A 12,376-nucleotide genomic window follows, 5' to 3' on the forward strand; every position below is an offset into this window, starting at 1 on the left:
CGCCACGCGGAACTCCCTCACCCCAGCCGCGGCCGGTTGGGCAGTTCGTCGATGTCGTGCCCGCCCTCGCGGCGCGGGAAGTGCCGTTCCAGTTCGGCACCGACCACATCGACCGCCCGCGCCAGACCGTCCTCGTAGCGGCCGGCGCGGAAGTCCGCGCCCATGTCCCCCAGCAGCGCCGCCCATTCCTCCGCCGGCACGTGCCGCGCCAGGCCGCGGTCGGCGACGATCTCGATGCGGTGCTCGGCCAGTTGCAGGTAGATCAGCACGCCGTTGTTCAGTTCGGTGTCCCACACGCCCAGCCTGCCGAAGCGGGAGAGCGCCCGTTCGCGTACCACGCTGCCGATGTCCAGGCCGGTGCGCCATTGCCGCCACAGGTCGGCCAAGGGCAGGCTGGCTTCCACGTAGATGCAGATTTCGCCCAGATGGCGGGCCTCGCTGGCGGCGATGCGTGCTTCCAGCCGGTGCAGCGCGTCCTCGCCCACGGCGCGGCGGGCGTCGCCGGCGTCCAGCCACAAGTGGCGGATGAGGCGGGTCAGGATCGTCATGGCCGCTTCCCTTACCAGCGTCCCGAGGCGCCGCCGCCGCCGAAGCTGCCGCCGCCGCCCGAACCGAAACCACCGCCGCCGAAGCCGCCTCCGCGTCCGCCGCCGCCCCAGATGATGGGGCCGCCCCGGCCGCCACCGCCCCGCCCGATGCCGCCGCCACCGCCGCCCGAACCCATGCCCAGCACGAAGATCAGCGCCAGCATGCCGCCGATCACCGCCAGCAGCAGGCTGCCGGTGAGCAACTTCACGAGTACGCCGGTACCGCCCGCGGTGACGAGCGTGCCGAGCTTGCGGCCCAGCATTGCGTTGAGCACGCCGCCGACGATGGGCACGCCGACGAAGAGGAAGACGGCGAGGTCGGCGAGGGACAGCGTTCCGCCCGCCTGGGTGTCGTCGGCTTGCGGCAGCGGCAGTTCCTCGCCGCGCACCAGCTTCATCAACGCTTCCACGCCCGCATCCAGCCCGCCGGCGAAGTCGCCCTGGCGGAAGGCGGGCAGGATGAGGCGGTCGATGATGCGGAAAGCGGCCAGATCCGGCACCGCGCCTTCGAGGGCGCGCGCCACCTCGATGCGTACCGCGCGGTCGTCCTTAGCCACGACCAGCAGCAGGCCGTCGCCCACGTCGCGGCGGCCGATCTTCCAGGTGTCGGCCACGCGGAAGGCGTAGGCGGCGATGTCCTCGGGCGCGGTGGTGGGCACCAGCAGCACGACGAGCTGGGTGCCGCGCTCCTTCTCGAAGGCGGCGAGTTTGTCGTCCAGCGCCTGGCGCCGGCCGGCGTCGAGCGTGCCGGTCTGGTCCATGACCCGCGCGGTGAGGGCGGGCACGGGTTGCAGGTCCTGCGCGACAGCCGGGAAGGACAGCGCGAAGCCGGCCATCAGCCACAGCAGCAGGCCGGCGAGCCAGCCGGCCGGCTGCGGGCGAGCGTGATGGGTCATTCGGTTCGGCGAACGCGAATCAGCGCGCCGGTTGCGCCGGCTGGCCGCCGAAATCCACCGTCGGCGGGCGCGAAATCTCGGCCTCGTTGGCGACGGTGAAGCCCGCCTTGGGCTTGTAGGAGAAGACCATCGCCGTCAGGTTGGTCGGAAAGCTGCGCGCCAGCACGTTGTATTCCTGCACGCTCTGGATGTACTTGTTGCGGGCGACGGTGATGCGGTTCTCGGTGCCTTCGAGCTGCACCCGCAGATCCTGGAAGGCCTGGTTGGCCCTGAGATTGGGGTAGGCCTCGGCCACCACCAGCAGGCGCGACAGGGCGCTGCCGAGCTGACCCTGGGCCTGCTGGAAGCGCTCCATCGCCTGCGGATCGTCGAGCATTTCGGGCGTCACCTGGATGGCGGTGGCGCGGGAGCGGGCCTCGATGACGCGGGTCAGCGTCTCCTGCTCGAAACTGGCCTCGCCCTTCACGGTGGCGACGAGGTTGGGGATCAGGTCGGCGCGGCGCTGGTACTGGTTGAGCACCTCCGCCCAGGCGGATTTGCTCTGTTCGTCCAGACGCTGGAAGTCGTTGTAGCCGCAGCCGCTGACCAGCGCGACGGTGGCGGCAAGGGCGAGAAACCGGAAAAAACGGGAACAGCGGCGGCAGGCGGGCATGTTCGTCCTCCGTGGGGTGAGGGCCGGGGCGGGATCAGGGAGCCATTCTGGACGCGCTACTTTAGCAGCGTCATCGCCGGGTGCGGCAACCGGTGTCCGGCGCCTCCCTGCGCTGTATGGATTCAGGTGCACCCACAGGATAAGGGCTGCGTTCAGCGGATAGTGCCCCGGGGGGTGAGCCTCTAGCTTAGAGGCCACTAGAAGCCTTCAAGGCTCGATTCGCCAACCCCGACCCGACAGAGCAGCCATGGACCGCATCGCCGAGCAGATCGCCTCTTCTTCCCCACCCGCCCCCGCGGCCCGGCCCGCCGCGCCCGGCGAGGACCGCCGCCGTGGCCGGGCGGTCGGCGGCTACGTGGTGTCCGCGCTGCCGTGGCTGATCATCGCCGGCCTGCTGTGGGCGGGCCTGTTCGTCAAGCCGCAGCCGGTGGGCGCCAGCCTGCAGCCGCCGGTGCTGGAGCGGCGCGACCACTACTACGGCCTCGCCGCCGCGGACGGCCTGCTGCTGGCGGCGGGCTCGGGCGGCAAGATCCTGCGCATCGATCCGGCTTCGGGGCGGATCAAGCGCGTGCCCACGCCCACCGGCGAAACCCTGCAGGACGTGGCCACCTGGGACGGTACGCGGGCGGTGGCTGTGGGCAACGACGGGGTGATCCTGGTGTCGGCCGATGGTGGCGCCACCTGGACCCAGGTGGCCGACGTGCCCCGTTCCGAGATCGCCAACAAGTTCGCCCGCGCGCGCACCGCCCCCGGGGGCGTGGCGGTGGCGAGCGGGGAGATGGGCGCCCTGCTGATGAGCCGGGATTTCGGCGCCACCTGGACGCGCCTCCGCGAAGAGGAAGACCTGGCCTGGAACGACGTGGCGCTGATCGGCGAGGCCGGCATCGTGGCCGTGGGCGAGTTCGGCCGCATCGTGGTGAGCGGGGACGGCGGCGCCACCTGGAACGAAATCCCGTCCCCGGCGGCGAGTTCGCTGATGGCAGTCGCCTTCCGTGACGGGCAGCACGGCGTGGCCGTGGGCCTGGAGGGCGTGGTGCTGACCACGCAGGACGGCGGTCTCACCTGGACCCGGGCGGAGGCGGACGTCCAGGTCCACCTCTTCGACGTGAGCTGGGACGCCGCGGGCGCGCGCTGGATCGGCGCCGGCGCGCTGGGAAGCTGGATCACCGCCGACGGCGAGGGCCGGCGCTGGCAGAGCGGGCGTCTGGACGAACGTGACCTGTCCTGGCACACGCGCGTGCTGCCGGCGGACGGCCAGGCCTGGTTCGCCGGCGCCAACGTCGGCCGCTGGGACGGCCGGGCCTGGGTGCCGCTCGGCAACTGAGCCCGCGGCCCCGCTCCGAATCACCCCTCATCAGAGAGCACAGAAATGATCGAACGCATCGCGGAGTTCTGTATCCGCAAACGCAGCGTGGTCGTCGGCGCGCTCGCCGTGGCGACGCTGGTCCTGTCCTGGTTCGCGCTCCATGTGGACGTGCGCACCGTGTTCGAGGACATGCTGCCCACGAAGCACGAGTACATCCAGACCCACCAGAAGTTCAAGGACACCTTCGGCGGCTCGAACATGGTCACGATCATGGTCGAGGTGGGCGAGGGCGACATCTTCACCCCCCGCGTGCTGGACAAGGTGCGCACCATCACCCTGGGCCTGCGGGAAGTGTCGGCGGTGAATCCGTACCAGATCACTTCCCTGGCTTCCAAGAAGCTCAAGGAAGTGCGCGCCTCCACCGACGGCATCGAAACCAAGCCGCTGATGTGGCCGGACCTGCCCGCCAACGCCACGGAAATGGCCCTGCTGCGTGAATCGGTGCTGCGCAACCCGCTGGTGTACGGCCCCTACGTCTCCAAGGACCTGCAGGCCACGCTGATCACCGTGGACTTCATCGACCGTGAAGTCGATTACGCCAAGGTGTTCGAGGAAATCCGCGCGCTGATCGCCACGGTGCAGGACGACTCGGTGCACATCCGCGTGGTGGGCGATCCCATCCTGTACGGCTGGGTGAACCACTACGTGCCGGAAACCGTCAACCTGGTCGCCGCGGCCATGGGCCTGACGCTGGCCATGCTCTTCGTGCTGCTGCGCACCTGGCGCGGCGTGCTGCTGCCCCTGCTGGCCGCGGTGGTGAGCGCCATCTGGGCGCTGGGCCTGTGCCGCATCCTGGGCGTGCATTTCGAGCCGCTGGTGATCGTGGTGGCGATGCTGATCACGTCGCGGGCCGTGTCCCACTCGGTGCAGATCGTCAATCGCTTCGACGACGAACTGGCGGTGCTCCCGCCCGGCGCGGGCTGTGCCCAACTGGCCGCCAAGGTGGCGCTGGCGGACCTCTTCCGCCCCGGCATGCTGGGCGTGATCGCGGACGCGGCCTGCATGGCGGTGGTGGCGCTGTCGCCCATCCCCATGCTGCAGAAGCTCACGCTGCTGTCGGTGGTGTGGGTGTCCACGCTGACCATCAGCGCCGTGATCCTCACCCCCGTGCTGCTCTCCTACATCCGCAAGCCCCACGGCACGGTGCATCCCATCGACTGCGCGCCGCTGCTGCGGAAGCTGCTGGACCTGGGCGTGTGGATGGCGACCTCCCGCTTCCGCTACGCGGTCATCGGCTGCAGCACCGTGGTGATGATCGTCTCCGGCCTCTACGCTTTCAACCTCAAGATCGGCGACGCCAACCCGGGCTCGCCCATCCTGTGGCCGGAATCCGCCTACAACGTGGATTCCGCGGCCATCAACGAGCGCTTCCACGGCGTGGACCGCATGTTCATCGTCGTGGGCGAGGACGGCAAGGAAGGCCTGGTGAAATCCAACGAGGTGCTGCAGGCCATGAACGGCTTCCAGCGCTTCATGGAGGCCCAGCCGGAGGTGGGCGGCTCGCTCTCCATCGCGGACGTGATCCCGGTGGTCAACAGCACGCTGCGCGAAGGCAACCCGCGCTACCTGGAGCTGGGCGACACCCAGGCGGTGAACGGCAGCCTGGTGGCCATCCTGGATTCCGTGTCCGAACCGGGCGACATGGACCGCTTCACCGACACCGCCTACGCCAACGGCGCCATCACCATGATGTTCCGCGACCGCCAGGGCGAGACCATCCGCACCGCGGTGGCGCGCATCAAGGAGTTCATCGCCCAGCACCCCCTCTCCGAAGGGCAGTGGCAGCTCGCCGGCGGGCTGATCGGCGTGATGGCGGCGGTGAACGAGGTGATCCTCTCCAGCCAGATCGAGCACATCGCGCTGGCGCTCTTCGTACTGGTGGTGATCTGCACCGTGGTCTATCGCTCCACGGTGGCGGGCATGCTGTTCATGGTGCCGGTGATCATCTCCAACACGCTCACCTTCAGCTTCATGGCCTGGAAGGGCATCGGCATGAACATCAACACCGTGCCCGTGGCCGCGCTCGGCATCGGCCTGGGCGTGGATTACGCCTTCTACGTGGCCGACCGCATCAAGGAAGAGATCGCCGCCGGCAGCACGCCGGAGAAGGCCATCCACGAAGCCCTGCACTCCGCCGGCATGGGCGTGCTGGTCACCGCGGGCGTGCTCATCTTCAGCACCCTGCTGTGGTGGGCGTCGTCGCTGCGCTTCCAGGCGGAGATGGGCCTGCTGATGGCGATCTGGCTCGCCGTCTCCGCCGCGTCGGCGCTGTTCGTCATGCCTTCCATCATCTACGTGTTCCGCCCGGGCTTCATCTTCGGCGACAGGAACCACCACGACCGCCCCGTGCTCGCCGGCCTGCGTCCCGCCGCGGCCGGTGCCTGAACCCCTCCCCCCCGACCCACTCCCCACAGAGAGCAACCATGAAGAAGAGAAACCGCAACCCGGGGCGCCACCGCGCCCTCCTCGGCACCGCCATCGCCGCCGGCCTCGCCTTCCCGGTCCTGCCGGTCCAGGCGCAGGAAGAAAGCAGCCTGAAGGTCGACGGCTACCTGCGCCAGGAATTCTCCTGGAACACCCGCAACTGGGAAGACACGCCCGACTACGACGACAGCGGCAAGCTGTCCATGGCGCGCACCACCGCCCGCCTCAACCTGGACTGGAAGGCCACGGAGGACGTTTCCGTGGTCGCCAAGCTGCGCGCCGTGGGCGAGGTGCAGACCGGCTTCCTGCGCCACCTGGAGAAGATGGGCGCGCACAACTACCGTGATGGCAACATCATGGAGCTGTACAACCGCAACCGGATCAGCGACGTGATCCGCGAGCTGTACGTGGACTTCCCGCTCGGCGAGCGCACCCGCGTGCGCCTGGGCAAGCAGCAGATCGCCTGGGGCGAGACCGACTTCTTCGCCGCCAACGACCTGGTGCACGGCTTCGACTGGACCTGGCGCTCCTTCCTGGAGCCGGCCAACGAGGAGTTGCGCAAGGCCAACATCATGGCCAAGGTGAACATCGACGTGCCCGAGCTGGAAGGCGGCATCGAAATGTTCATCCGCCCGGGCTGGGACCGCAAGAGCGACATCGGCACCGAGCTTGAGATCTACGGCGGGCGCTGGTCCAGCCAGCCCTGGGCGGGCGTGGACTTCCGCAACATCGACCCCTACGACTTCGAGAACGACAAGGGTGACGTGCGCGACGTCACCGGCGGCATCCGCTGGAGCGGCCTGGCGGGGGACATCAACTACTCGGTCTCGTACCTCAAGACCTACTGGCCCGCCGCCATCATGAACGGCACCAGCAAGTTCAACGGCATCCCCGGCTTCAGCGACGTGGAAACCGAAGGCCGCGCCGACACCAACGGCATGTTCGGCGACATCATCTACCCGAAGGTGGACGTGTTCGGCTTCACCGCCAGCGGCTACTCGGAATGGGCCGATGCCGTGTTCAGCACCGAAGTGGCCTACGTCAAGGACGCCGCCTACAACTTCTCCGCGATTCCGGGTTCGCTGGCGACGCAGAACGTCGCGCCGGGCTTCGATGGCGTCAAGTACAAGGACGTGCTGGCCTGGATGGTGCGCATGGACAAGAACCTGGCCTTCACCCAGTCCCTGCTGGGCACGGAAAAGCCGGCCTTCTTCTCCGTGCAGCTCTTCGACAAGTGGATCCAGGACTACGACAAGGACGAGCGCCTGCTCTACTCCGTGGGCTGGGGCGGCAAGGCCAAGGAACACTCCTTCCTGCTCACCGGCATCCTGGGCCTGTCCTACGACAACGGCCGCATCCGCCCCGAGCTGGTGGTCGGCACCGATCTGTCCAACGGCGGCGGCTTCGCCGTGCCCTCGGTGACCTTCGAACTGGCCAGGAACTGGCGCTGGAAGGTGGAGTACGACAAGTTCTGGGACGACGAATGGCGCGACGGCAGCAAGTGCGCCCCGCCCAATGCCGGCAACTGCGACAGCACCACCCTGTTCGGCTACTACCACAAGCGCGACCAGTTCTACACGAGCCTGACCTATCTCTTCTGATCCCCCCGGAGCGACTCCATGAACGCCATCAAGCAACCCCTGCTGCGCGCCACCGCTGTGGCCCTCGCCGCGGCCGCCTGCGGCCTCGCCCATGCCGCCGAACTGCCGGCCGGCACCGTGATCTCCGCCGCCAACATCGACCAGGTGAAGAACGACACCTTCGAAGGCCACACCATCGCCAGCCTGCTCACCGAGAAGATGGAATGGCGCATCCGCAACAACGGCATGCAGATCCCGCTCGCCAAGTCCAAGGAAATCCCCCTTGATCCCAAGTGGGTCAAGGCCTCGCAGGCCAATGCCGGCAAGACGAAGATCAACGCGGAAAGCTGTCAGGTGGACGGCTGGGAAGCGGGCCAGCCCTTCCCCGACATCGACATGAAGGATCCGGCCGCCGCCGAAAAGGTCATCTGGAACTGGCACCTGGGCCAGCTCACGGGCGACATCGCCTCCGCCCCCTTCTTCACCCAGGTGCTCATCGACGGCGCCAAGGGCGTGCACGCCGAGCCGGTGGCGGAATTCACCCGCTACGCCATGAAAGGGCGCCTTTCCGGCGACGGCGCGGTGGAAGGCGACGGCAGCGAGCGCGGCCGCCAACTCCTGTTCTTCAAGTCCCCCTCGGACATGAAGGGCCTGGGCACCTTCACCATCATGTACGACAACGCCAAGGTGCCCGACGTGTGGGCCTACATCCCGGCCGTGCGCCGCGTGCGGCGCCTGTCCGGCGGCGCCTGGATGGACCCGGTGGGCTCCTCCGACCAGCTCCAGGACGACCTGGAAGTCTTCAACGCCCGTCCCTGCTGGTACGCGGGCTACAAGATGCTGGAAAAGCGCTGGGTGCTGGCGGTGGCCAACAGCAAGACCCCGCTGTGGAACCGCAACGGCAAGAGCTTCGCGGAGAAGTACCCCGTGCTGGAGGACAAGGCCCCGTTCTGGAACATGAACAACAACGGCTACGAGCCGCGCGAGGTGTACGTCATCGAGGCCACCACCCCGTCCGAGCACCCGTACAGCAAGAAGATCCTGTACGTGGATGCCAAGTACCCGCGCATCTATTACGGCGAGGCCTACAACCGCAAGGGCGAGTTCTGGAAGATGATGGAATTCCACTCCTACCCGGCCAAGGGCGAGGACGGCTTCATCGACATCCGCACCGCCGCCGGCGCCGTCATCGACTTCCAGCGCAACCACGCCACCGTGTCCCTGGTGGACTCCACCACCTGGAAGACCAACCAGCCGGGCAAGAGCGCCAAGGACTTCACGCTGCAGACGCTGCAGGCGGCGGGGCGGTAAGTCCGTAGCATCCACCCCGGGGCGTGGCGGCGGCCACGCCCCTTCTCTTCATGCCAACGAGGCTCTGCCATGAGCGATGACACCGTACGCGATCTGGTGAGCAGCCTGTTCGAGAAGATCGGACAAGGCGCAGCCCCTGCCGAGATCGCTTCCCTGTTCAGCGAAGACGTGGACTGGTTCATCGCCGGCGATACGGAAAACGTACCCTGGATAGGCCGCAAGGCCGGACGGAAGGGCGTTGCGGAATTCTTCCGCCAGATACGCGAACTGATCGCCCCGGAACGCTTCGAGGTCAGCGACGTGCTGGTCAAGGGCTCCCGCGCGGTGGTGCTGGGTACGCTGGCATCGCGGGCGAGAAGCACCGGCAAGCTGATGGAGACGGAGTTCGCCTTCGACCTGACCGTGAAGAACGGGCTGATCGTCCGCTATCGCATGTTCGAGGACAGCTTTGCGGTGGCGCGGGCCGTCGTTCCCTGAAGGCCCGGGCCGGTCAGGCCCGCCAGGTTTTCCCGCGGCCGTCAGGCATCCGCCGCCCAGCGCTGCAATTCTCCCGGCCAATCGAGAATCAGCCGGTCGGCCGTCATCAATGGCGCATTCCGGCAGATTGCCGTGGCTGCGATGAAGCGGTCGGCAGGGTCGCGGTGAAAGCCCTCCAGTTGCGTCGCCAGCAAGGCAATACGGCCGTCGACGGGGATTTCCGTCAGGCCGGCCTGGAGCCAGTCGCTGCGCCACCGTTCGACCGGCACGGGCAGTGCGATGCGTCCGCGTTGGGCGAGCATGGCGACTTCCCAGAAGCTGATCGCGCTGACGGCCACTTCCCCCGCGCGCCAGTCCGCTTCGATCCGGCGCCGTGCCTCTGCGCCCAGGGAAGGATCGTTGCGATCCATCCATAGCAGCGTGTGGGTGTCGAGGATCATGCCAGCGCTTTCCAGTCCTCGTCGTCGATGGGCGCAAGGATGTCGCCGTGAATTTCCAGCGACGGATGCAGGCCTAGGGGAGACGGGACCCGTCCGCCCGAAAACGGACGCAATTCGGCCACGGGCCTGCCGTTCTTCGTGATGACCCAGGCTTCGCCCGTTGCGGCTACGGCATCCATGAGGGCGAGGCACTTGGCCTTGAATTCGGACGCTTGAATGGTGGGCATCGTCTTATCCGGCAAAAATGACCATATCGGTGACTATAGTCATCGATATGGTCATCGTCAATCCGGATGCCCTTGCCTCAGCCCGCGCTCATCCCCCCGTCCACCGCCAGCAGCGCCCCCGTCACGTAGGACGAAGCCGCCGACAGCAGCCACAGCACCGCCGCGCTGACTTCGGCCGGCTGGCCGATGCGGTGCATGGGCACGCCGTCGTCGTACATGTGGTCGTCGCTGCCGGTGACGCGGTCGTAGCTGGGCGTCTTGATCGGGCCGGGGCAGACGGCGTTGACGCGGATGCCGCGCGCCGCGTAGTCCAGCGCCGCGGCGCGGGTGGCGCCGACGATGCCGTGCTTGGCGGCGACGTAGTAGGCCAGGTGGGGCATGGCCTTGAGGCCGAAGATGGAGCTGTTGTTGACGATGGCGCCGCCACCCGTCGCCAGCATCGCGGCGGCCTCGTACTTCATCATGTAGAGCACGCCCTTGAGGTTGATGTCGATCACGTCGGCGATGTCGGCGTCGGGCGTTTCATGCACGTCGGCGAATTCCCGCTGCAGGCCGGCGTTGTTGAAGGCGCCGTCGAGCCGGCCCCAGGTGTCCAGTGCGCACTGCACCAGGGCGGCGCAGTCCGCGGGGCGGGAGACGTCGGTGGCGCGGAACACGGCCTGCCCGCCCGCGGCGCGTATCGCTTCGACCACGGTCCCGCCTTCCGCCGTCCGGCGGCCGCCGATGGCCACGCGGGCGCCCGCGCGGGCCAGCGCCAGGCAGGCGTCGCGGCCCATGCCGCTGCCGCCGCCGGTGACGACGATCACCTTGCCGTCCAGATCCGTCATGACTTCATCTCCCTGAAACCGAGAAAAAGCCCGCCCGCCGGGCGGCGAGGCGGGTCGAAAAGGGCTGTCGCCCTCGCATCACATCGCGGAAGGAATGCGCCCCAGCACGGCTTCCAGGGCCATGCCGACGGACAGCAGGCGGCGGTCGGTGCCGTCCGGGCCGTCCAGCTCCATGCCCACCGGCAGGCCGGTCGCGGGGCCGAGGCCGATGGGGAGCTGGATGGAGGGCAGGCCGGCGCTGGCCGAGGGTTCGGTGTTCTGGATCAGCAGGTGGAAGTTCTCCGGCAGGCTGATCTCGGGCCGCGCGACGGGGGCGACCACGGGCGTGGTGGGGAACACGAAGGCGTCCAGGCGGTGGCGGGCGAAGAGCTCGCGGTAGTGCGCCTTCAGGGCAGGGCGGCCGTGGCGGACGGCTTCGTCGTAGAGGGGCCGCGCGGGCACGGGCTTGCCGCCGGGGCCGAAGGTCCGGCGTTCCAGGACGAATTCGCCGTAGATGCCTTTCACGTCCGGGCTGGCGATCCCGTCGAAGAGCGCCTCGATGGAAATGCCCGGCCCCTGGTCGCGCAGCCAGGCGACCATGTCGTCGTAGGCCTCGTACAGCACGACGGGAAAGCCGATGGGCTCGTTCAGTTCCAGCAGGCGGGCTTCCGGCACCTCGATGAAGCTCACGCCGACGGCTTCGAGCTTCTTCACCGCGGCCGCGGTGAGGGCCTGGGTGTCCTCGTCCAGGTTGGCCCAGAAGCCGGGCGCCACGCCGAGGCGCAGGGTATCGAGTCTTACGGAATGCAGCGCCGCCTCGCCGGTGACGATGCCGTCCAGCAGCGCCACGTCGGCCATGCACAGGGCCATGGGGCCCACGGTGTCGCGGCTGTTGGAGATGGGGATCACGCCCTCGCCGGAATAGCGCCCCCACGACGGACGCAGGGAGGCGCAGCCGTTGAGCGCGCAGGGGATGCGCATGGAGCCGCCGGTGTCGGTGCCCAGCGAAGCCAGCGCCATGCGCGCGCCCAGGGCCGCGGCGCTGCCGGAGGACGAGCCGCCGGCGATGCGGGTGGCGTCGTAAGGGTTGCGCACGCCCACGCTGCCCGGGTGGTGGAAGGCGTGGTTGTAGCCGGTGGCGCCGAAGGCGAGTTCGTGCATGTTGGTCTTGCCCAGCACCACGGCGCCGGCTTCGCGCAGCCGGCGCAGGGTGGGGGCGTCGCTGCGGGGCACGAAGTCGGCCAGCGCGGGCGTGCCGGCGGTGGCCGGCAGGCCGGCGGCGTGGATGTTGTCCTTGACCACGATGGGCAGGCCGGCCAGCGGCCCCTGCGCCTGGCCGGCGGCGCGCGCCGCGTCGGCCGCGCAGGCGGCGGCGAGCGCCCGCTCGGCGTCCAGCGTGATGAAGATGTTGAGTTCGGGGTGGGCCTCGGCGCGAGCGATGCAGTCGCGCATCAGCGCTCCGCAGCTCAGTTCGCCGGCGGCGATCTGCGCGGCCGCTTCGGCCAGCGTGGGGCCGGAGGTGCTTCGATGAGGATTCATTGTTCGTGCTCCATCTCGGATTTGCGGGGTTTGTGTGGGAGCGGCGCTTGCGTCGGCTCCCTCCCCTTCAA

The 12,376-nt window shown here is 68.6% G+C and carries 12 protein-coding genes; 5 read left to right on the forward strand and 7 right to left on the reverse strand.

Features of this window, described 5'->3' with window-relative positions:
- Window positions 1-17: 17 nt before the first annotated feature.
- Genes E6O51_RS08250 through E6O51_RS08260 form a run of 3 tightly spaced genes read right to left on the reverse strand, consistent with a single transcriptional unit; the run spans window position 18 to window position 2,135 of the window.
- Window positions 18-548 carry a TPM domain-containing protein gene (locus E6O51_RS08250; protein ID WP_136384499.1) on the reverse strand — a complete coding sequence of 177 codons (531 nt, stop codon included), beginning with the start codon at window positions 546-548 and terminating at the stop codon, window positions 18-20.
- 11 nt (window positions 549-559) lie between these two features.
- Entirely contained in the window at window positions 560-1,483 is a 924-nt protein-coding gene (locus E6O51_RS08255) for a TPM domain-containing protein (protein WP_136384500.1), read from the reverse strand.
- Between the two features lie 19 nt (window positions 1,484-1,502).
- Window positions 1,503-2,135: a LemA family protein gene (locus E6O51_RS08260; protein ID WP_136384501.1), complete on the reverse strand. Its 633-nt coding sequence runs from the start codon at window positions 2,133-2,135 to the stop codon at window positions 1,503-1,505.
- Window positions 2,136-2,382: 247 nt separating this feature from the next.
- On the opposite strand from E6O51_RS08260, the gene E6O51_RS08265 reads away from it, so the two are divergent.
- The 5 genes from E6O51_RS08265 (at window position 2,383) to E6O51_RS08285 (ending at window position 9,293) form a co-directional block, all read left to right on the forward strand.
- Window positions 2,383-3,459 carry a WD40/YVTN/BNR-like repeat-containing protein gene (locus tag E6O51_RS08265; RefSeq protein WP_168735225.1) on the forward strand — a complete coding sequence of 359 codons (1,077 nt, stop codon included), beginning with the start codon at window positions 2,383-2,385 and terminating at the stop codon, window positions 3,457-3,459.
- 45 nt (window positions 3,460-3,504) lie between these two features.
- The gene (locus tag E6O51_RS08270) at window positions 3,505-5,886 is read left to right on the forward strand and encodes an efflux RND transporter permease subunit (protein ID WP_136384502.1); all 2,382 of its coding nucleotides are present in this window, start codon (window positions 3,505-3,507) and stop codon (window positions 5,884-5,886) included.
- Between the two features lie 38 nt (window positions 5,887-5,924).
- On the forward strand, window positions 5,925-7,526 hold the full coding sequence (locus E6O51_RS08275; protein ID WP_136384503.1) for a DUF1302 family protein: 1,602 nt from the start codon (window positions 5,925-5,927) through the stop codon (window positions 7,524-7,526).
- Window positions 7,527-7,544: 18 nt separating this feature from the next.
- Complete coding sequence (locus tag E6O51_RS08280) at window positions 7,545-8,816, forward strand: DUF1329 domain-containing protein (protein ID WP_136384504.1); 1,272 nt, start codon at window positions 7,545-7,547, stop codon at window positions 8,814-8,816.
- 69 nt (window positions 8,817-8,885) lie between these two features.
- The gene (locus tag E6O51_RS08285) at window positions 8,886-9,293 is read left to right on the forward strand and encodes a nuclear transport factor 2 family protein (protein ID WP_136384505.1); all 408 of its coding nucleotides are present in this window, start codon (window positions 8,886-8,888) and stop codon (window positions 9,291-9,293) included.
- Window positions 9,294-9,334: 41 nt separating this feature from the next.
- Here E6O51_RS08285 and E6O51_RS08290 read toward each other — a convergent pair whose 3' ends face one another.
- From E6O51_RS08290 to iaaH, 4 genes are all read right to left on the reverse strand, one after another.
- Entirely contained in the window at window positions 9,335-9,733 is a 399-nt protein-coding gene (locus tag E6O51_RS08290; protein ID WP_136384506.1) for a type II toxin-antitoxin system VapC family toxin, read from the reverse strand.
- Window positions 9,730-9,960 carry a type II toxin-antitoxin system Phd/YefM family antitoxin gene (locus E6O51_RS08295; RefSeq protein ID WP_136384507.1) on the reverse strand — a complete coding sequence of 77 codons (231 nt, stop codon included), beginning with the start codon at window positions 9,958-9,960 and terminating at the stop codon, window positions 9,730-9,732. The genes E6O51_RS08290 and E6O51_RS08295 overlap by 4 nt, the downstream gene beginning before the upstream one ends.
- 77 nt (window positions 9,961-10,037) lie before the next feature.
- A complete protein-coding gene (locus tag E6O51_RS08300) occupies window positions 10,038-10,787 on the reverse strand; it encodes an SDR family NAD(P)-dependent oxidoreductase (RefSeq protein ID WP_136384508.1) in 750 nt (249 codons plus the stop codon).
- Window positions 10,788-10,865: 78 nt separating this feature from the next.
- Complete coding sequence (iaaH, locus tag E6O51_RS08305) at window positions 10,866-12,305, reverse strand: indoleacetamide hydrolase (RefSeq protein ID WP_136384509.1); 1,440 nt, start codon at window positions 12,303-12,305, stop codon at window positions 10,866-10,868.
- Window positions 12,306-12,376 lie beyond the last annotated feature (71 nt).

The organism is Pseudothauera rhizosphaerae (assembly GCF_004801305.1).
Lineage (GTDB): Bacteria > Pseudomonadota > Gammaproteobacteria > Burkholderiales > Rhodocyclaceae > Pseudothauera > Pseudothauera rhizosphaerae.

Excerpts from the sequence above, each read along its gene's own strand:
- E6O51_RS08275 (WP_136384503.1), top strand. The coding sequence starts at position 5,925 with ATGAAGAAGAGAAACCGCAACCCGGGGCGCCACCGCGCCCTCCTCGGC.
- E6O51_RS08250 (WP_136384499.1), bottom strand. The coding sequence starts at position 548 with ATGACGATCCTGACCCGCCTCATCCGCCACTTGTGGCTGGACGCCGGC.
- E6O51_RS08265 (WP_168735225.1), top strand. The coding sequence starts at position 2,383 with ATGGACCGCATCGCCGAGCAGATCGCCTCTTCTTCCCCACCCGCCCCC.
- iaaH (WP_136384509.1), bottom strand. The coding sequence starts at position 12,305 with ATGAATCCTCATCGAAGCACCTCCGGCCCCACGCTGGCCGAAGCGGCC.
- E6O51_RS08300 (WP_136384508.1), bottom strand. The coding sequence starts at position 10,787 with ATGACGGATCTGGACGGCAAGGTGATCGTCGTCACCGGCGGCGGCAGC.
- E6O51_RS08295 (WP_136384507.1), bottom strand. The coding sequence starts at position 9,960 with ATGCCCACCATTCAAGCGTCCGAATTCAAGGCCAAGTGCCTCGCCCTC.
- E6O51_RS08290 (WP_136384506.1), bottom strand. The coding sequence starts at position 9,733 with ATGATCCTCGACACCCACACGCTGCTATGGATGGATCGCAACGATCCT.
- E6O51_RS08260 (WP_136384501.1), bottom strand. The coding sequence starts at position 2,135 with ATGCCCGCCTGCCGCCGCTGTTCCCGTTTTTTCCGGTTTCTCGCCCTT.
- E6O51_RS08270 (WP_136384502.1), top strand. The coding sequence starts at position 3,505 with ATGATCGAACGCATCGCGGAGTTCTGTATCCGCAAACGCAGCGTGGTC.
- E6O51_RS08285 (WP_136384505.1), top strand. The coding sequence starts at position 8,886 with ATGAGCGATGACACCGTACGCGATCTGGTGAGCAGCCTGTTCGAGAAG.
- E6O51_RS08280 (WP_136384504.1), top strand. The coding sequence starts at position 7,545 with ATGAACGCCATCAAGCAACCCCTGCTGCGCGCCACCGCTGTGGCCCTC.
- E6O51_RS08255 (WP_136384500.1), bottom strand. The coding sequence starts at position 1,483 with ATGACCCATCACGCTCGCCCGCAGCCGGCCGGCTGGCTCGCCGGCCTG.